The organism is Snodgrassella sp. (genome assembly GCF_024103505.1).
GTDB lineage: Bacteria > Pseudomonadota > Gammaproteobacteria > Burkholderiales > Neisseriaceae > Snodgrassella > Snodgrassella communis.
Genome location: NZ_JAGGIJ010000002.1, coordinates 153,792 through 173,916, shown reverse-complemented (window position 1 = coordinate 173,916; position 20,125 = coordinate 153,792). Strand labels below are relative to the sequence as shown.

Sequence of the window (20,125 nt, the reverse complement as noted above, 5' to 3'; positions counted from 1 at the left end):
TGCATTGTTCCAGCTATCCTTTTAGCAGCGCGAGCAGTGGCTGAAAATATAGCACTGGCTACCATCTGAAGGTATCAGTCAGCCAGTGCACGGACAAGGTTATAGCAGCCAATGCCTGATTTAACAGCAACATTTTTACCTGCTCGTGCTATACAAAATGATTTAACCCTTGAATAGATTCCGCTTTTCATGGTATAAATCGCGTTTTACAAAATTAATTAGAAGTTTGGAGTTAACCATGGCACGTGTATGTAAAGTGACCGGTAAGCGCCCGATGAGTGGCAACAACGTGTCACACGCCAACAACAAAACCAAACGCCGTTTCTTGCCTAACCTGCAATCACGTCGTTTCTGGGTTGAAAGTGAAAACCGTTGGGTTCGCCTGCGCGTTTCTAACGCCGCTCTGCGCACCATCGACAAATTAGGTATTGAAGTAGTATTGGCCGACCTGCGCGCTCGCGGTGAAGCTTAATCATATAGTGATTTAAGGATAGAGCAATGCGCGACAAAATCAAACTGGAATCATCTGCTGGTACAGGTCATTTCTATACCACTACTAAAAATAAACGTACCATGACTGGTAAATTCGAAATCAAAAAATTCGATCCAGTAGTGCGTAAGCATGTAATGTACAAAGAAACCAAACTGAAATAATTGTTTCATACTGGTTTGAAAAACCTGAGCAGTTTATTGCTCAGGTTTTTTTCATTAGGGATAATAAAACACAAATCAGATTTACCGACTAAATGGCCGTACTATGGAAAACAACATGCATGAAGCACATATCGAATTGCAGCACCGCATCGAAGAGTTGGAAATACAAAGCGCATTGCAGGAAGAAACCATCCAGAGCCTGAGTGATACCATAGCCCGGCTGCAACAAACCTTAGATTTACAACAGGCACAACTGCGTCTGCTTTACCAGCGCCTGCCAGACAGAGCAGATAGCGGTGGCGAACCATTTAATCCGGCAAGTGAAATTCCGCCACATTATTAAACTATTGAAACAGACAAATAGTAGCAGGTGCAAGTATCGATTACCTTGCTTGATAAATATTGAAATCACAATACGGAATTAAAATTCAGGCTTAAAGCGAATGATTAAAAGTCTGCCAATGGCGCTTTCCAATCTGAAAATATCAGCAAGAACCAATACTCATCACCCACACTGAATGATCATTAAGATAATTTATAAGCAAAACATCTGGCGTTAATTGCGCAAATATAAAGGCTAATTCAATTCCACAGAATTACTCCTGTTTCGCATGTATCTAGTGATTAACTGTGCCGGCATTCATGTTGACAGAAAAATCGATACTGCTAATAGCTTTTATCCAGACCCATTTGCCAGAAATCAGCCTCTAATCGTGTTGCATTAGTAAAAATTTTTGCCAACTGCTCAAAGCGCTGCGAATCAATATTGGCCAAACGCTGATTAATCCAGTTAATCTCTGTTTGCATGGCTGCATGAAATTCATCACCTGTATACATCTCAATCCAGCTCTGATAAGGATTGTTGTGCGCCTGATACCATGATTGTTCTTGAATCCAACACGCAAGTACTCCATAGCCAATCAGGCAGGGCGCCAGTGCGATATGCAAATCCAGCAGATCACCCTGTTGTCCCGCATCAAGCATATAACGCGTATAAGCGATATTGGCCTTAGCTTCCGGCAGATTATCAAGCTCCTGTATGCTTATGCCCCATTGCTTGCAATACTGAATATGCAAGTCCAGTTCAACGTCAACGATAGCTTTAAGACCAGCTAAAGCCTGCCGTATTTCAAAAATATCATGGCTTTTATAAACCGCAAGCCCCCATGCACGCGAAAACTGAATCAAAAAAAGATAATCCTGTTTTAAATAATGCTGAAAGCAGGATTTATCTAACGTTCCCTTGCCCAGTTGCTGCACAAAATCATGCTGAATATAGCGATTCCAGTCATCCTGACAAAATTCAATAAGTGATTGGAATGATGGCATAAATAAACGCTCCTTTAATAAACAATATATTAAGGAGTAACAAAACAGACTTATCAGCGCAAAAGCTTGTTTTATACTCCCTTCGTCGGTATTAACCGCATCAGGTTCAACGGGTGTAATCTCAGCCAGTGGCACCCCGGATAAATTAACCAGTAAAGGTTAAGAAATAGATGAGATAAAAGAGAAGAATATTATATACAACTATTTAAGCTTTTACTCAATCCAATCTATTCTTCACTGGTATCAGCTTGGAATATGTATTTTGTTTAAAGAATAATTATTCAGTTTTTCTGCGTTCATTGCAAATCTTGTTCAGTTTGTACTTTTATTAATATTAAGTATGAGTTCTGATGCATGTTTTATTGATGAAGTATAGATGGATGTCTAAGCTAATGAATTGTGAGAATCTGAATATTCAGCATACTTGCCAAATATCCAGATTGACAATTTGGTTGAGAAAAATCTAAAAATTTATAAAATTGTCCCATTTTATTAAAACTTGTCCCAAAAAATGCTATAATTGCTTTTAATGTTGGAAATGTAGTTAGGGTTAATATCTCATGAAAAAAGGAAATATTTTAAACTTGATTAAATATCATGTTGAGCGAAATGAGAATGCTTTCAGAAATGAAGCAATAGAGATTGCCCATCATTTTGACAGAATGGGCGATACTCAGTTGGCTGAATATATTATGGGGCAGATTGCGGCGGCTAATCTTTATGTGCCACAGGCAAGCGATTTTGAAAGTATTTATTTAAAAAATATTGATGTTAAGAATTTAGAATCATTAAATCTACCTGTAGAAGTGACCAATGATATTAAAGGGATAATTAATGCGGTAACGCATAATATTGGTATTAACCGATTTCTGTTTGAGGGAAGTCCGGGGACAGGCAAAACTGAAGCAGCTAAGCATGTAGCCAGATTGCTCGACCGTAGTTTATTTTATGTCAACTTTGATAATCTGGTTGATAGCAAGCTGGGGCAAACCAATAAAAATATTGTTACTGTATTTAGCGAAATCAATACTATACCCTATCCGGAAAAAACAGTGATTTTGTTTGATGAAATAGACGTGATTGCGCTGGATCGTATCAACAGTAACGATGTGCGCGAAATGGGACGGGTAACTTCAGCAATCTTGAGAGAATTTGATCGCTTGGCAGATTTGAATAATGAAATTGTTATTATCGCCACCACCAATTTATACAAAAATCTTGATAGAGCTCTATCAAGACGTTTTGATGCTGTAATTAATTTCAATCGTTATGGTAAAGAAGATTTGGTTGAAATCGCAGAACTGTATTTTTCTTCCTATGCTAAAAGCTTTAAAAATATCACTAAAGACACTCGGCTGGTAAGGAAAATATTAAATACCGCAACTCAGTTACCTAATCCGGGAGAATTAAAAAACATGATAAAAACATCTTTAGCCTTTAGTGATGTAGACAATAGCTTTGATTACTTGCGCAGGCTATACAAAAATACCATGAATACTCAAGAAATAACGGGTACGGTATTACACAGTCAGGGCTTTACTGTTAGAGAAATAGAAAAACTTACTGGCGAAGCGAAAAGTACGGTAGCAAGAAAATTAAAAGGGGAAAATAAATAATGGCAAATAATGTATTAGAGTTAAAGGGAAAAGCATTTGTTCAAGCCTCAAAGATAAACGGGGCATTTAACGTTAGTATAAATGGGAATAAAACTGTTTCTACAGAGCATTTAAGTTCGCTAAAATTAAAATTAGAGCAAATTGCTGAATACTGGCGGAATGAAACTAGACCATTTACGGGAGTTTTAATAAGTGTGTACTACAATAAAATTGCTGCAAAAAGTATTCGTATAACTGGCTTATTTAAAGGGAAAAATTCAAATTCTGCTGTTGTAGGTGCTAAGTTTAATCAGAGCAAAACTAAACATATAATTACTTATTATCTGGATGCTATCGATTTAACTAACAGTATTTCCTTACTACAAAATTCCATCAATGTTTTGAATGTTTATTTCAATGGCCAGATAGATAAAAAGAAACTTGATGATAAAGAAATAATAGATAATATTCCTTATGATGAATTTAATATAAGTAAGTTTGTATTTAAGCAAGTAATAGCTGATGCTTCATATATTGATGATTTTAATGTAGAAAATATACCAGAGCAAATAGTACAAAGCATTGTTACTCTTTATGATACTAATTCCGATATTGTAGAATTACTCAATAATTACGGTATAAATGTATCATCAGACAGTATTATGGATAACCTGACAGTACTTCTAAGACAGGTACCATTAGAAATTTTACTCAAAAAAGCACCATATATAGTCTCAATGGCTACTGAGGATTTATCCAAATTATTTCCTCAAAATAATTTTCAGCAAAAAAAAACAGAAATATTATCTATTCCAAAGCCTGATTTAGAACCTATTATAGGAGTTATTGATACTTTATTTGACGATAAAGTATATTTTAATGAATGGGTTGAATATCATGATATGGTAGATAACAATATCCCAAAAGAATTTAAAGACTATAAGCATGGTACAGCTATATCCTCAATTATAGTTGATGGACCAAGAATGAATCCGTGGTTGGATGATGGTTGTGGTCGGTTTAGAGTTCGCCATTTTGGAGTGGCGGCTGGTGCGCATTTTTCACCTTTTACGATTATCAAACAGATTAAAGAGATTATTGCCGCAAATACGGATATTAAGGTTTGGAATCTGTCATTGGGCAGTAATCAGGAAATTAATGATAATTTTATTTCCGCTGAAGGAGCTGTCTTAGACCAGATTCAATATGAAAATGATGTAATATTTGTTGTTGCTGGCACCAATAAATTTAATGAAAAAATTAAGAAAATTGGTGCTCCTGCTGATTCAATTAATAGCATAGTCGTAAATTCGGTTACTAAAAACAAATTAGTACCTGATTATGCGAGAAAAGGGTTCGCTTTAACGTTTTATGCTAAACCTGATGTAAGCTATTATGGTGGCAGTAGTGAGCAATTTTTGCATGTTTGTGAGCCTTTAGGTGAGGCCAAAGTAGCTGGCACATCTTTTGCAGCACCGTGGATAGCGCGTAAATTATCTTATTTAATTGATGTTTTAGGTCTTAATAGAGTGTTAGCCAAGGCTATGATTATTGATGCAGCAAAAGAATGGAACGAGCCAAATCCTCAAGAAATTGCTGAATTTGGGCATGGTATCGTGCCAATTCATATAAACGACATTATCACAACTAAAGAAGATGAAATAAAATTTGTAGTAACAGATGTAAGTAAAAAATGGAATACATACAATTACGAATTTCCTGTTCCTTTAGTTCATAATAAATATCCTTTTTTTGCCAGAGCAACTATGTGCTATTTTCCGAAATGTAATAGAAATCAAGGTGTCGACTATACCAATACTGAATTAAATCTGCACTTTGGCCGACTTGATAATAAGGGTAAGATTAAAGATATTAATGGCGATAAGCAGAATCTTGAAACGGGTGAATACCATTATTTAGCAGAAGCTGGCGCGCAAGGTCAATTCCGAAAATGGGATAATGTTAAATATATATCAGAATCAATTAATAAAAAAAGATTAATTCCAAAATGCTCATATAAAAATAAAAATTGGGGCATGGAAATTAAAACGACTAACAGGCTAGATCCTAAAGATGGAGAGGAGATTCGTTTTGGCGTGGTGGTCACATTAAAAGAAATGAACGGCCAAAATAGAATTGATGAATTTATCAGAAATTGTCATTTAAAAGGCTGGATTGTTAATAAACTTGATGTTAACGCTCGCGTGGAAATTCGTCAGATTATGAATGAGGATATTAAATGGGATTAGTTGCTAGTGTTTAATCGACCTTATACTGAATTTTTTGTATTTTGCTGCTACAACAGGTGACAGTTAATTCTGTCACCAACTGCTGTGTTAAATCGACTGATTGCATTTTCCAGTTCCGAATCGGCATTGTCTATTTTCTAATGCTGGTTGTAGCACCAAATCAGTTATTTCTAACTAATTGCCCAAAAAGTTGTGCAAATTAGTGTAGCCATTTCAGCTTCTTTATGGTTAATTCAATATTTAACTGCATGATTAAAGCTGTAAATTTTTAATTTTAAAATATATTCACAAGAACGATTTGTTTCAATACGCTATCAAAATCTTCTGCTAGCTGCTGTTGCGATGTATTGATTATTCTTTGTTCTGCGTAAACAGTTGCAGTTCTACTCGGGCAGTAGCTGTTATTATATAGTCTGATATTAAAGGGGCGCAGTCTGGTAAGTTTATTTTGCCTTTGATTTCATAGGCAGTTATCTGGATATGATTGTTTTGTCTGTTATATTTTATTTTTGCTCCGCTGGTTTTAAATTTGCCCGGGTTAAATGCAGGACTGAGATAAATGTTTAATTTTTTATACATAATTTCATTTATCTGATAATGAATTATCTGCTCCCAAGGGATGGCTTTTTCGAAGCAGGGGAGGACTAATCCTTGCGGTGTGATGGTAAGCAGTGGCGAACCAATACATTGATACATTTTGTAGCATCTGCGTAAACAGAAAATACTGATTATTGAAAGGATAATGACGGTTATTAGCCATTCAGAATCGTGTTTTTCATCAGCTATTAAAAAGGCGTATGTTATTAAGATAAACAGGCTTGCCAGTAAGGATCGCAGCAATAATCTGATAATCCCGCCTTGTTTTATGGTAATGGTTTGCTGATGATTATTGATGTGTTTTTTAAGATAGTTGATATTGGTTTTAGCTATTTTCTGTATATTTTTTTGGTAATTTGCTTGCAGGGAGTTTGCTTCATGACTGAACAGCTCTGTTAGCAGTGAGGTGGGGCTGATGCTGATAAGCAAACCACACAGCCGATTTAATTCGCGATATTTAATGGCAGATAGCCGTTGAGCTAAAGTTGGGTGGGTGTTGTAAACAGAAGGTTGTTTTTTTAGCAGTTTGCTAAGCGAAGGTATTTCTGATTGTGCTACATAGTGGGTAACATAATCTAAAGGCAGATGGGTTGTATGTGCGTTATGGTAATAATTATCCAGTGCCTGATTGATGGGCACTTGCAGAAGATGTATTTTACTCAACGCTAAGGCAAGGTACTCTTTGGGGATGATTTTTAAAGCATTTGAATCTGCTCTATATTCTCTGGAACAATTCCATTGCCGTATTGCTCGGTTGAATGAGCAGTAATATTGTTTGGATAACAGATATGCGGGATAGAATAAACGGGATCGGGAAAAAGAAGTAATGGTTTCGGTTAATCTGTCAATCTGACGATAAAAGTTTTTAGGCAGGCTCGGGTCATTGCTGGCAATATGGCTCAATTCATGTGCTATTATGCTGCTTAACTCGGCTAAGGTTAAATAATTGATATAAGTACTATCAAGATATAAGGTATTTCCAGTCAATATGGTTTGGCGCGGATACAGATAAATTGTTTGATTACTTATTTTAAAGCCATGTCCTATGCAAAATACTATATTGTCTGGCATAACGTTTAATTCAAGCTTCTGAACGATTTTCTCAATCAGTTTGTATAGTTTGGGATTGGTTTCTGATGTGATAAGTACGCCGTTTACGCTGGCTTCTTCTGTGACATCCGGTTTGTTATAAATTTCCCAAATGGAGAGACATAATCCTGCCACGGCAATCAGGCCAATGGCTAATTTAGTCAGTATTAAACCATCGGTGAGTATAAAAAGACTGGATGAAAAAGACAGAAAAAGGCTGATGGGCAATATCAGTAGAATAGCCCGCATAATGTATGAAGCACTGGTAAAATTAGTGTGCAACTGTTTTCCTGATTTGCTAGCTTTTCGACCTAAGCGTTGAATGAGGAGTAAAGCAATCACACCGGTAAAGATACACATGCCACCGCTAAGTATGCCGCCTATGGCGAGTGGTTTGGTATACGTCAGTGTGAAGTTATGCTGTTTAATCTTGTTTGTGATTTCACAACGCTGGCTGTAATTATTAGGGGTTTCAGGCTGTTGTAGCAATGCCTGCTGTTGTAATGAAAGCTGAATGATTTCCTGATTGATGCTCTCAAGCTGTTGTGGCGAGGGGTAAAGGTGAAAGCTTAGGCGAATGCTGAGAAGTGGCAATAAAATGATGAAAAAAAAAGATAGATTCGCTCTTTCAGCGAGAATGTATGTGCTGCGGTGTTTTTATTCAAGATAATCACCTCTTTACTTTTTTCTGCACTACTGTGGCAATCGGGATTGTTAGCCAGCCACTAAATTCAGAATCGATTATTTACTAAATTAAATCTATTTTAATTATTTTTCAGTATAAAAACAATTGAATTGCGCCTGTTATGTTCTTCGTATTTGATTTATTTGCTTGGTTTGTATTGGTCTTATTATCCGGTTTTGCTGTTCCGTTAGGCAGGATAGCGGATAAGCCACCATCGTTTACCAGAAAATCAAAGGTCTGTGCTTTGGGTTTGGTAAGGGGTTTATGCTGGAAAGCACGGCCAAGCTGCATGGTTATCTGGGATATCAGGTGATTTTATTATAGCTGTTATGGTATTGGTATTTTGATGTTATTCATAGACGGCAATTTTTTGCTGAGCAGGTATGAATTGGATATTAATGAGTAGTATTTATTCTGCTGTTGCTGCTATGAATAAGTTCAAGCTATAAGGTAATTATACAGAATATGCATTTTTAGCTGTGAAGACGGTGTGGTGGTTTTTAAGTCTTTTCTATTTGATTTGAATAGGTAATATTTTCAGCGCTGGTTATGGCGTTGTATGTTATGAATGCGCTATTGACTTGCAAACTATGGTATTTGAAGCAAGATGTTTTGGCGCAATGATGAAATGATCTGTGTTTACGGTGTATCGATACTTGCTGGCTAGTGTATGAGACTGGTGTAATTGGTCTTAGGCCGACGTTTAGATAATGGGATTTAATGATAATAATAATAATTCCTATTACTACTTGTATAAGATAATGATTATTGTTTACAATGCGCTGTCTTTATATTAAATCTCGTCAAAAGGGGTTAATTCGTTATGCGTCGCTCACCCAAGATTATTGCGCTGGCTATAGTTTGTATCGGCTTGCCGGCAATGGGATATGCTGAGGGTGTGGTTCATTTGCCAACAGTTTATGTTGAGGCAAAATCAGTCGCCCCCAGTGTTTTTAAAGGTACTAAGGTTAAGGCGGAGGCTATTCAGAAAAAAGGTGCAGTGGATTTGAAAACTGCATTAAGGGATATTCCGGGTGTGGAAGTGCTGGATACTCAGGGGACGCGACAGGGTAATGACAGTGTAAATATTCGTGGTCTGAGTGGTAATCGTGTGGCGATGAGTATTGATGGTATTGATTTGCCGGAAGCGAATGAAATGAAGCATACAGGACAGTATGCTATTTTTGGGCGTGGTAATTTTATGGATGTTTCTGCACTCAGTAGTGTGGATATCAGTAAAAATGCCCGTGGCTTTGGTTTGGGTGGCGTGGTGGCTATGCAAACGCTGTCTGCGGATGAAATTTTGCAGGGAGAAAATCAGGGCGGCTATGTTGATACTCAATACAATAGTGTGGATAGATCTACAGCGATAACTGGTGCGGCCGCTTTGAAAAATGGTTACTGGCGCGGTATGGTGCTGGGTACTTATCGTAAGGGTAATGAGTCAGATAATCGTGGTGATGTTGGTGGCAAAGGGGCATTGCGAACCAAGGCAGATCCTGTTGACCGCAATGGTCGCTATTTTCTGACTAAGCATGAGTTTGATATTAATGATAAAAATGCTATTAATTTTACGGCTGAATATCTGAGCCGTAATCAGTGGACTGATTCGCTGTCACAGGTTAATCGTTCTTATACGGATATTGGTGGCGCAGATGATAATAAGAAAACGCGGTTTTCGCTGGGGCATGATTTTTATAGTGGTGAAGGGTTAATTTATGAGGGTAAAACGCAGCTTTACTGGCAGCAAACCAAAACTGATTCGGTAACTCACCGCCAGTATGTCCGCGGGTGTAGCAGTATGATTCCGGGGGTAAGAAATCGCTGTGCTTTTGAATTTGGCAATCGGGATAAGGTATGGGGGTTGACTACTGACTGGCGCGCTCATTTTGATGGCGGTGGTTTGAATCAGGACTGGCGTTATGGGTTAAGTTTTGCTCGTCATGAATTAAGCAGTGACTGGCAGGGATATTATGCCAGATCAAAACCGAATGCAGATAATAAGACTATTCGCACCAGTATGTATGTTGATGGTGATTTGCAGTGGGGGAATCTGGTGGTAAGCCCGGGTGTGTCGGCGCATTACTATAATATGAAACCTGATGATGGTGGTTTTTTTACTGGAACTGATAATAGTATCGGGGATTTGCGTAAGAAGCATCAAGGTGCAATTACGCCGCGCTTGGGTATTTCCTATCAGATAAGTCCTTTGCTGGTGCCCTATTTCCAGTATGCACGTGGCTTTAATGCACCATCTTCACAGCAACTGGCCTCTTCTTGGAATCCGGGTAATTACAGTTCTTGGGGTAATCCGAATTTGAAGGCAGAAACGGCTAATAATTTTGAACTGGGTATACGCGGGAAAAATAGTGTATTTGAATATGGTATAGCCGGATTCGATAATCATTATAAGAATTTCATTGATTATGTGAATGTTGCTGATCAGGTGTCATTGCCGGCGGTATGGAGCCGCTATCAAACGCTGGTATTGCAGGCGCAGAATTTCAGTAAAGCGCATATCTATGGCGGTGAGGTCTATACGCGCTGGAATTTTGCCCAAGACTGGAAAGCAAGTGGGTCGATTGCCTATTCGCGTGGTTCGATTCGTCAGAATGGTGTTGATCAGCCATTGAATTCTGTTATGCCGGTTAAGGTGAAGTTGGGTTTGGCTTATGAGGGGGATGTCTGGGGCGCGAATCTGGATTTTACTTATGTAGCGAAGAAGGATGACGGTGATTTGCAGAATACGGGATATTACAATCCATCAAGGAATTATGCTTTAGTTGATTTTGGGGGCTACTGGAAGCCGACTAAGCATTTGAGCTTTCGCGCCGGTGTTAATAATGTATTCAATCAAAAATACTGGAACTGGGCAGATATCGCGTACATGATGCCGAATGTGAACAGTCAGGCGGGGACTTCCGGCCAGAGTGATGGTAATGCCACTAAGCTAAATAAATATAATGCTGATTTCTATTCAGCGCCGGGACGGACATTTAATGTTGGTTTACGCTACACGTTTTAAATCAATCTGCTACTAATAATAATTTTGTAAAGGAATAAAACATGAGTTTATGGCAACAATATCTGGATAAAAAAGCAGCGGTAGAGGGGGGAATGTATTTCCCGCGTCAGGCTGCGGCTGATCTGGGCGTGAGTGAGGGGGCATTAATGGCAGATGCACCTGATTCGGTTTATCTGGGTAGCCGGATCCGCGAGCTGGTACTGAAGCTGGAAACGCTGGGTGAGGTGTTGAGTGTGGTGCGCAATGATGCAGCGGTGCATGAGAAAATCGGTGTTTATGAGCATGTTACGCTGACTGCGCGTACGGGGCTGGCTCTGAATGTAGGTGGGTTGGATTTACGTTTTTTTCTGCATAACTGGCATCATGCGCTAGCCATAACGCTGGTAATGGGCGATAAGACTATGCGTTCAATTCAGTTTTTTGATGAATATGGTGTGAATATTGAAAAGGTGTTCATGCGTGATGATGCTAAACTGGGAGCATGGCAGGCTCTGATTGATGAGTTTGCGAGTACGGGTAAGCCGGAATTTTTACCGGCGCCAGAGGTTAGTGTTACGGTGCCGGAGCCATTGTCTCCAGAGCGTGAGCTGGCTTTTCAGGAGCGCTGGAATGAGCTGAAAGATGTACATCATTTTGGTGGTTTGCTGGAAACATTTAAGATTGACCGCCAGCAATCTTACCGTCATGCGCCTGCCGGTAGTACTAAACAGGTGGATCGCGGTGTATGGGAGCAGGTATTAGAACACGCACAGGCAAATAAGCTGGAAATTATGGTCTTTGTTGGTAACCGCGGGCTGGTGCAGATTCAGACTGGTAAGGTGCATAATGTGGTGCGTTCACATGGCTATCTGAATGTACTGGATGCGAAGGTGCCGGAAGAGGGTTTTGATTTGCACCTGCGCGATGGTGATATTGTGGAAACATGGGTTGTACGTCGCCCGATTAGTGAAGGCTATGTTACCTGTATTGAGGGTTTCGACAAGAATCGTCAGACTGTGGTGCAGATTTTTGGTCGTCGCGAGGAGGGCAATGATGAAATGCAATCATGGCACCAGTTTACGGATGGCTTGTTAGCAGGCTAAATGACCAAGGGCAGATAGGTATTATTGCGATGATGTTAAGTAATCATAAGCTAAAGCAGGCCTGTCTGCTGCTGTATTGCTGGTAATTAAAAGGGTAAAGCATGAAAAGATTATTCTTGGCAGCGGCAATGTGCGCTGCTTTTCCGTTTGCATTTGCTGCCCGCATTGTTACATTGACGCCAGATGTGGCTGATGTTGTGGTGGAGCTGGGTGGTACTAAAGATGTAGTAGGCCGTGAGATGGCTTCTACCAATCCGGCCTTAAAGAATGTGCCCAGTATTGGTCTGTTTCACGGGCTAAGTGTGGAACCGATTGCAGCCAGAAAACCGACTCTTGTTCTGGGGTCGTGGATGGCTCAGCCAGCCAGTATTTATGCCAATCTGAACCGGGTGGGTATTATGGCTGTGAATGTTGCGCCGAAAGAGGATATTAATGGTTATGCTGCTGGTATTCGTAAGGTTGGTCAGCTTATTGGTAAAAGTAGTGAAGCCAATGCATTGGCCAGTCGCTGGCTAAGTCAGATTAAGGAGATGCCGAAAACCGGTAAGCGTTATCTGATTAGTTATGATGGCCGTTATGTTTCCGGCCGTGGTACCGCAGCAGATGAGTTAATCAGACGTGCTGGTGGCATCAATGCAGCTGCTGCCATTGAGGGTATGAAGCCGATGTCACGTGAGGCTTGGTTGGCGGCAAAACCGGATATTATTCTGATTGCTGAGCGTAATCAAAAACTGGTTGGCGGTATGCAAGGCTTAGCCAAGCGACCGGAAATTGCTGCTTCACCGGCAGTGAAACAGAATAAAATCTATTTTATGCCATCAAATGATTTATTTCGTTACGGTCTGAATACGCCGCAGGTTATTTCTAAACTTTATAAGCTGGCACAATAATGATGACACAAGTGCAGCAAACGATGAGTATAGCTGATTCGACTGTGGTAAGACGTGCGTTCTGGCCTAAACTGGTTTGGGGCATTGCTGCTGTGTTATTTAGTCTGTTGTTGAGCTGGTTCTGTCTGGGGCTGGGCATGGGCGGATGGCAGTGGCCACAGTCGCTGGATGAAATTACGCTTGGTATCCGGCTGCCACGGGTACTGGTGGCACTTATTGTCGGTGCTGCACTGGCTGCTGCCGGTGCAGCATTGCAGGCGTTGTTTGATAATCCGCTGGCAGACCCGAGTCTGATTGGGACGTCTGGTGGTGCGGCATTGGGGGTGATTGCTGTTCTGGCTTTTGGCTGGGGGATGGTAACTGTACCTTTGGCCGCTTTTTTCGGTGCACTGCTGGTGTGTTTGCTGATTCTGACGGTACATCGTTTGCTTGGTGGGGGGACATTGGGGCTGCTGGTGATGGGTTTTGTAATCAGTGCCTTTTGTGGTGCGCTGGTGAGTCTGATTTTATTTATGTCGGATGATATGGTTTTGCGCAGTGCAACCAACTGGCTGGCTGGTAGTCTGGCTGAATCTGGTTTTACTTCGCCCTGGTATGCATTGGCTGTGATGTTGCTGGGGCTGGGTATACTGTTGGTGGTTGGACGGCGGCTGGATATTCTGATGCTGGGTGAAGAAACGGCCATCAGTATGGGGGTAGCGGTAGGCAGTACGCGGATGTGGACGGTTATCGGCGCAGCGCTATTAACAGGTGCTGCGGTGTCACTGGCGGGTATTATTGGTTTTCTGGGTATGATGGTGCCGAATGTGATTGCCCGTAGCTGGGGCGGCAGCCGACGCCGGATTATATTGTTATCTGCTTGGCTGGGAGCGGTATTTTTATTGCTGGTAGACAGTGTGGCACGCTGGTTGAGCTATCCGGTAGATTTGCCGGTAGGTATTGTGATTGCTTTACTTGGCGGGCCGTTTTTCCTGTGGCTGTTTTTGCAGCCGTTGCGGCGTTAGGAGCGGGGTATGGGGAGTTTGTTTGCTGTTCGTAATGTGCAGGTGCAAGCACGTGGCCGCTGTATTTTATCCGTTCCACAGCTTGATTTTCCGGCCAGTCAGCATACCAGTATTATTGGGCCGAATGGTGCGGGTAAATCTACTTTATTGCGTGCGCTGCTGGGTTTGCATGGTACTGGTGTACGGTTACGCGGGGAATCTGTGGGCAGTAATTTGAAGCGTGGGCAGATTGCTTGGGTAGGGCAGCACGGACAATATAATTTACCGCTTACGGTGACTGAATATGTGCAGCTTGGCTGTTGCCCGCATGGTAGCTGGTTTAAGAAAGCACAGGCACCGACCACAAAATTACAGCATCTGCTGGATGTTTTTGATTTGCGTCCATTGGCACAGCAACGTATTGGCCGTTTGTCTGGTGGTGAGCAGCAGCGTGCTAATGTGGTGCGTGCTCTGTTACAGAATGCACCGGTGTTATTGCTGGATGAGCCTTGCAATCATCTGGATATTCGCCATCAGCATCGCTTGATGCATTATTTGCGTGAGCACCATGCTGAATTCTCGGTTGTTATGGTGTTACATGATTTAACTATGGCTGCCAATCATGCCGATTTTATTGTATTGATGAATGAGGGGCAGATAGTTGCTTCTGGCACACCGCAGGATGTGATGCAGTCTGATTTACTCAGTGAGGTGTATCAGTGGCCAATCCGGCGTATAGAAGAGGATGGCAGGCTGTTTTTCCGTATGGATCATCACTCTGTGCATTCAGCAGTGGCTTAAGTTAATTTTGATGTGCATTGTTTGGGCTGAATATTTAATGGCTGGTGGAGAATGATGCAATTAATTTCAGTTTTAAAGGTATGAATCTATTTGAAAAATTAATATGAATAAGGCTTTGATTCTGAAGTTGTTCTGTTTGTTATAGATAACTATTTCAGGCTGTGTATTATGGGTTTGCATATGGGATACTATTTACCAGCGGAAAGTTATTCGGCATGATTAGCCTGTTTTCTGGTTGATCTAATTTGCTCATTGTATAAGTTAATTATGTCTTTAGTTGCCGGTGCTGTGTTTTGACTATTAGTATTTTGGCAGCAATTGAAGCTTTCAGTATTGGCAGGTGAAAGTGTAAAAAAATTCCGGTATAGTGTATGACACAATTATCTATTTACCTTGAATCAGGAATTTTATATGCAAAACGCCATGCGTAAATTTTTATTGGGCTCTGTGGCTGCGGTGGCGCTTGCTGCCTGTGGTGGTGAGTCTACTTCCGGTACAACGGGCTCCAGTGAAGGTAAGACGGTAGTCATGGGGCTGGATGACAGCTTTCCGCCCATGGGTTTTCGCAACGAAAAGAATGAATTGGTTGGGTTTGATATTGATATGGCGCGTGAAGCAGCCAAGCGCGCCGGTCTTGCTGTAGAACTTAAGCCTATTGACTGGAGCGCCAAGGAATCTGAGCTTAACAGTAAGCGTGTGGATATGCTCTGGAATGGTTTGACTATTACGCCACAGCGGCAACAGCAGTTATTGTTATCTAAACCATATATGGATAATCATCAGATTATTGTTGTGCGTCCTGATAGTGGTATTAATACCAAAGCGCAATTGGCTGGGAAAGTCGTTGGTGTACAGGATGGCAGCAGTGCGGTGGATGCGGTAGAAGCTGAGCCAAATGTGGTGAAATCTTTTAAAGAACTGAAGAAATATTCTGATAATGTGACTGCTTTGATGGATGTGTCGGCTAAACGTGTGGATGCATTGGTGGTAGATGAGGTGGTTGGCCGTTATTATGTTTCGAAAAAACCGAATGAATATAAAGTATTAGGTGATGATTTCGGTACTGAGCAGTATGCTGTGGCGTTCCGTAAGGATGATCAGGCTTTGGAGCAGAAAATTCAGGCTGCTCTGGATAGTATGAAAGCTGATGGTACATCTGCTAAAATTGCTACAAAATGGTTCGGTAAAGACATCGTCAAATAAATGCTGTTTTTACTCTGGAATCAACGCTGCCTGAATGTGAATTGTTCAGGCAGCGTTATTGTTGTTTTAAGGATTACACGTGAATTATGTGTTAAATATGCTGCCAGAATTATGGACGGGGGCAAAAATTACCCTCAGTCTGTTTGCCATTACCCTGCTGCTGTCTATTCCGTTGGGTCTGGTATTGGCACTCTTGCGTCTGTCTGGCATTAAAGCGCTGGATTACATTGTTAATTTTTACATCTGGGTGATGCGTGGCACGCCACTGATGTTGCAGATTTTCTTTATTTATTTTGCTTTGCCGGCAGTTAATATTCTGCTGCCTGCTTATACTACGGCGGTGGTGGCGTTTGTGCTCAATTATGCGGCCTATTTTGCTGAGATTTTCCGTGCCGGTATTCAGGGCGTAGGTAAGGGGCAGTATGAGGCAGCAAAAACGCTGGGTATGAGCTATGGTCAAACTATGCGCCGCATTGTTCTGCCACAAATGTGGAAGAAAATCCTGCCTCCATTGAGCAATGAAACCATTACGTTGGTTAAGGATACTTCGCTGGTGTATGTACTGGCGTTGCAGGATGTGATGCGGGTAACCTATCAGCTGGTACAGCGTGAATTCAATCTGATGCCGTTTTCTGTGGCGGCTGCCTTCTACCTGATTATGACCCTGATTCTGACTTGGGGCTTCCAGAAAATGGAGAAACGCTATGCACGCTACGACGACTGATTTAATGATAGATGCCCGCGGTATTTACAAGGCCTTTGGTCAGGTGGAAGTGCTTAAAGGTGTGGATATTCAGGTGGCACGCTCGGAAGTGGTTGCCATTATCGGTTCTTCCGGCTCCGGTAAATCTACTTTGCTGCGCTGTCTGAATTATCTGGAAAAAGTAGATGCCGGCAGCATTGCGATTGAAAACGATTTTCTGGTGCAGAATAACAGCCATAATCGTGCCCATTATGCGCCTGAACAGACGATTAGGAATATCTGTGCGCGCATGGGTATGGTATTTCAGCAGTTTAATTTGTTTCCGCATATGACTGTGTTGCAGAATGTGATAGAAGCACCGATCACGGTGAAAAGAATGCAGCGTAATGAAATTGTGCCACTGGCGCAGGAGCTGTTGCGTAAAGTGGGCTTGGAAAACAAGCAGGATTGTTATCCATCGCAGCTATCCGGTGGACAGAAACAGCGTGTTGCCATCGCACGGGCACTGGCGATGCAGCCACAGATTATGCTGTTTGATGAGCCTACTTCTGCACTAGATCCGGAATTGACTGGTGATGTATTAAAAACGATGCAGCAGTTGGCTGAAGACAAGATGACGATGGTGGTGGTAACCCATGAGATGGGCTTCGCGCGCGAAGTGGCCAATAAGGTGCTATTTATGGATAAAGGTGTGATTGTTGAATCGGGTGAAGCGAGAAGCTTTTTTGCTAATCCGCAGCATGCACGGACACAGGCGTTTTTGAGCTCGATGTTGAAGTAAGCAGAAATTCCCTGTCTGATCTTAGTGTTTATATTGTAAATAATGATTAAGATCGGGTGTTTATTAAGATGTATATGATAATGCTTTTTGTTTTATGTTGATTATTTAAATTACATATATGGATAAGTGGTAAGTGATAGTAAATTGAAGTGTAAACAAATATCAGAACCGGTAGATTACTTGTTCCGATCACTGTGATATTAGATTAATCGGCATTGAAATAAAGAGTTACTAAATATGAGATATGGTAAAAATCAATTGATATCCCCAGTTTTAAAATGGGCAGGTGGTAAACGTCAATTGCTTGATACTTTAATTCCTTTATTACCAAAAGACTATTCTGTCTACTGTGAGCCTTTTGTAGGTGGTGGTGCATTGTTTTTTGCATTGCAACCACAATTAGCCTGCATTAATGATATCAATCATGAACTGATTCAGGTTTATACTGTTATCAAGAATAATGTTGATGCGTTGATTGAGCGGCTAAAGACATTTCAGAATGATAAAGAACATTTTTATGAGGTACGCAGCTGGGATAGAAATAAGGATTCGTATGCTCAGCTCTCCGATATTGAAAAAGCCGCTCGGATTATTTATCTAAACAGAACATGTTTTAATGGTCTGTTCAGAGTTAATGCTTCAGGTGAATTTAATGTGCCATTTGGCAGTTATGCAAATCCTAATATTGTTAATGAGCCTGTTTTAAGGGCTATTAATGGTTATTTGAATAGTGCAGAGATAGCTATTAGTACCGGTGATTACGCCGAAATTTTAAGAAACCTACCTGATAATGCTTTTGTATATCTTGATCCACCTTATGATCCTGTATCTGCTACCGCTAGCTTTACCAGTTATACCAAAGGTGGTTTTTCTCGAGAAGAGCAAATAAGGTTACGTAGGTATTGTGATGAGCTGAATGAGCGTGGAATTAAATTTATGTTGTCGAATTCGGCAACAGACTTTATTTGTGAACAATATGGCAAATATAATATAAAAATTGTTTCTGCCAGACGCTTAGTAGGAGCAAATTTGTCAAGTAGAGGTAAAATGCAGGAGATTATTGTAAGAAATTATGAGTAAATTTAAAAATTTAAGTATTAGTGAAGCTTGGTGCAGCCTATTTGAAGAACATAATATTCTCGAAAGGATAGAGGGAGAGGGTTTTTTTAAGATTGATGCAAAAGAAATAAAAAAAATAAAAGAACCGAGATTAATGGCAAAATTTGATCATTTCGTCAATCTGCCTAAAATTTTTTCTGAAAATCATCTTGCTATTTTACCGGTTACTCGTGGTAGCTATATTATAGGTAATTTTCAGGCGTATCAGAGTTTGGAACAGGTGAAGGCTGATACACCCATTACAAGAATGTATTTACCAGATTATATTCAAAGTCTGGATTTATCCAATATAACCAGTGAGGCGATGGCTTTAAATTGTGCTTTTACCTCAGGTATTATTGCTGATTTTTTGCAGGAAAATGAAATTAAACCCACTGTGTCAGGTAGAGCTGGATCGGGTGCTTTTGATTTTTTTATCAATTTGGATAAGCAGGGTAAAAATGTATGTCATTCAACCCAACGAATTTATGTGGATAAATCACAGATTGAAATTGATGCTGGATACGAAGGTAATCATTCACTAGCTTTGATAGAAGCAAAGCTAGATATATCTAAGGACTTTTTAATCAGGCAATTATATTATCCATATCGGGTTTGGAAAAAACGTATTCAGAAACCAGTACGTCCAATATTTTTTATATACTCTAATGGTATATATAATTTTTATGAGTATGAATTTCAAAATTTTGAATATTATAATTCTTTAATATTGATTAAGCATAGAAAATATACTATTGAAGATACCAAAATAAGATTTCTTGATATTGAAAAAGTAATGCGAGAAACATCTGTATTATATGATGAACCGAAAGTTCCTTTCCCTCAGGCAAATACATTTGAACGAGTAATTAATATCTGTGAGCTACTGGTGGCAAAAGAATTAAGCCATAGTGAAATAACAATAAACTATGCATTTACTAAACGTCAAACTGGTTATTATACTAATGCAGCCATATATTTAGGTTTAGTTAATAAAAGTCCTGATGAGATTAGTTATTGTTTAACAGAAAAAGGCAGATCGATATTAGAAGTAGGTTATAAAGACCGTCAGTTGTCATTTTGTAAGCTAATTTTGCAACATAATGTATTTAATCTTGTATTAAAAGAATATATCGAAAATAACAGAACAATGCCTTCGAAGAGTAGAATTATTGAAATCATGCAAAAATCAAATTTGTATAATATACGCTCATTAGATACTTTTAGGCGACGTGCTTCTACTGTGACAAAATGGATAGAATGGATTGTTAATTTAACAAAATAACATTCCATTCTAATTTTTGAATTTATAATTAAAGTTTATATAAGTAAAGTTTATAATGGAGCTATAGCTTTTTATA

The 20,125-nt window shown here is 40.1% G+C and carries 17 protein-coding genes and 1 riboswitch; of the genes, 15 read left to right on the top strand and 2 right to left on the bottom strand.

The features are described 5' to 3' along the window. Window positions 1-238: 238 nt before the first annotated feature. The 3 genes from rpmB (at window position 239) to J6578_RS03630 (ending at window position 997) form a co-directional block, all read left to right on the top strand. A complete protein-coding gene (gene rpmB, locus J6578_RS03640; protein WP_037406798.1) occupies window positions 239-472 on the top strand; it encodes a 50S ribosomal protein L28 in 234 nt (77 codons plus the stop codon). A gap of 26 nt (window positions 473-498) precedes the next feature. Further along, a complete protein-coding gene (rpmG, locus tag J6578_RS03635) occupies window positions 499-654 on the top strand; it encodes a 50S ribosomal protein L33 (RefSeq protein WP_037406801.1) in 156 nt (51 codons plus the stop codon). Between the two features lie 115 nt (window positions 655-769). Next, complete coding sequence (locus J6578_RS03630) at window positions 770-997, top strand: SlyX family protein (RefSeq protein WP_037491028.1); 228 nt, start codon at window positions 770-772, stop codon at window positions 995-997. Between the two features lie 323 nt (window positions 998-1,320). Here J6578_RS03630 and tenA read toward each other — a convergent pair whose 3' ends face one another. After that, window positions 1,321-1,983: a thiaminase II gene (tenA, locus tag J6578_RS03625; protein ID WP_287950642.1), complete on the bottom strand. Its 663-nt coding sequence runs from the start codon at window positions 1,981-1,983 to the stop codon at window positions 1,321-1,323. A gap of 59 nt (window positions 1,984-2,042) precedes the next feature. After that, window positions 2,043-2,132: riboswitch (TPP riboswitch) on the bottom strand. Between the two features lie 411 nt (window positions 2,133-2,543). On the opposite strand from tenA, the gene J6578_RS03620 reads away from it, so the two are divergent. Continuing rightward, window positions 2,544-3,599 carry an ATP-binding protein gene (locus J6578_RS03620; protein ID WP_287953915.1) on the top strand — a complete coding sequence of 352 codons (1,056 nt, stop codon included), beginning with the start codon at window positions 2,544-2,546 and terminating at the stop codon, window positions 3,597-3,599. After that, window positions 3,599-5,827: a S8 family peptidase gene (locus J6578_RS03615; protein ID WP_287953914.1), complete on the top strand. Its 2,229-nt coding sequence runs from the start codon at window positions 3,599-3,601 to the stop codon at window positions 5,825-5,827. The genes J6578_RS03620 and J6578_RS03615 overlap by 1 nt, the downstream gene beginning before the upstream one ends. 351 nt (window positions 5,828-6,178) lie before the next feature. Here J6578_RS03615 and J6578_RS03610 read toward each other — a convergent pair whose 3' ends face one another. Continuing rightward, a complete protein-coding gene (locus tag J6578_RS03610; protein WP_287953913.1) occupies window positions 6,179-8,107 on the bottom strand; it encodes a M48 family metalloprotease in 1,929 nt (642 codons plus the stop codon). 914 nt (window positions 8,108-9,021) lie between these two features. Between J6578_RS03610 and J6578_RS03605 the strand changes: the two genes are divergently transcribed. The 10 genes from J6578_RS03605 to J6578_RS03560 all read left to right on the top strand — a co-directional run bounded on the left by J6578_RS03605 (window position 9,022) and on the right by J6578_RS03560 (window position 20,049). Next, window positions 9,022-11,223, top strand: coding sequence for a TonB-dependent receptor domain-containing protein (locus J6578_RS03605; RefSeq protein WP_287953912.1), 2,202 nt, complete (start codon window positions 9,022-9,024; stop codon window positions 11,221-11,223). Between the two features lie 41 nt (window positions 11,224-11,264). Beyond that, window positions 11,265-12,305, top strand: a complete 1,041-nt coding sequence (locus J6578_RS03600; protein ID WP_287953911.1) for a ChuX/HutX family heme-like substrate-binding protein — start codon at window positions 11,265-11,267, stop codon at window positions 12,303-12,305. 101 nt (window positions 12,306-12,406) lie between these two features. Beyond that, complete coding sequence (locus J6578_RS03595) at window positions 12,407-13,195, top strand: heme/hemin ABC transporter substrate-binding protein (RefSeq protein ID WP_287953910.1); 789 nt, start codon at window positions 12,407-12,409, stop codon at window positions 13,193-13,195. A gap of 23 nt (window positions 13,196-13,218) precedes the next feature. Then, window positions 13,219-14,199, top strand: a complete 981-nt coding sequence (locus J6578_RS03590) for a FecCD family ABC transporter permease (RefSeq protein WP_287953964.1) — start codon at window positions 13,219-13,221, stop codon at window positions 14,197-14,199. Between the two features lie 9 nt (window positions 14,200-14,208). Then, a complete protein-coding gene (locus tag J6578_RS03585; RefSeq protein ID WP_239428157.1) occupies window positions 14,209-14,979 on the top strand; it encodes an ABC transporter ATP-binding protein in 771 nt (256 codons plus the stop codon). Between the two features lie 411 nt (window positions 14,980-15,390). Next, the gene (locus tag J6578_RS03580; RefSeq protein WP_218966013.1) at window positions 15,391-16,182 is read left to right on the top strand and encodes an amino acid ABC transporter substrate-binding protein; all 792 of its coding nucleotides are present in this window, start codon (window positions 15,391-15,393) and stop codon (window positions 16,180-16,182) included. Between the two features lie 79 nt (window positions 16,183-16,261). After that, the gene (locus J6578_RS03575) at window positions 16,262-16,906 is read left to right on the top strand and encodes an amino acid ABC transporter permease (RefSeq protein ID WP_037406818.1); all 645 of its coding nucleotides are present in this window, start codon (window positions 16,262-16,264) and stop codon (window positions 16,904-16,906) included. Further along, window positions 16,887-17,666 (top strand): amino acid ABC transporter ATP-binding protein, encoded by a 780-nt coding sequence (locus tag J6578_RS03570; RefSeq protein ID WP_287953909.1) that lies wholly within the window; start codon window positions 16,887-16,889, stop codon window positions 17,664-17,666. Before J6578_RS03575 ends, J6578_RS03570 begins: the two co-directional genes overlap by 20 nt. Window positions 17,667-17,903: 237 nt before the next feature. Then, the gene (locus tag J6578_RS03565) at window positions 17,904-18,746 is read left to right on the top strand and encodes a DNA adenine methylase (protein ID WP_239423031.1); all 843 of its coding nucleotides are present in this window, start codon (window positions 17,904-17,906) and stop codon (window positions 18,744-18,746) included. Next, on the top strand, window positions 18,739-20,049 hold the full coding sequence (locus J6578_RS03560; RefSeq protein ID WP_093092622.1) for a type II restriction enzyme: 1,311 nt from the start codon (window positions 18,739-18,741) through the stop codon (window positions 20,047-20,049). The genes J6578_RS03565 and J6578_RS03560 overlap by 8 nt, the downstream gene beginning before the upstream one ends. Window positions 20,050-20,125 lie beyond the last annotated feature (76 nt).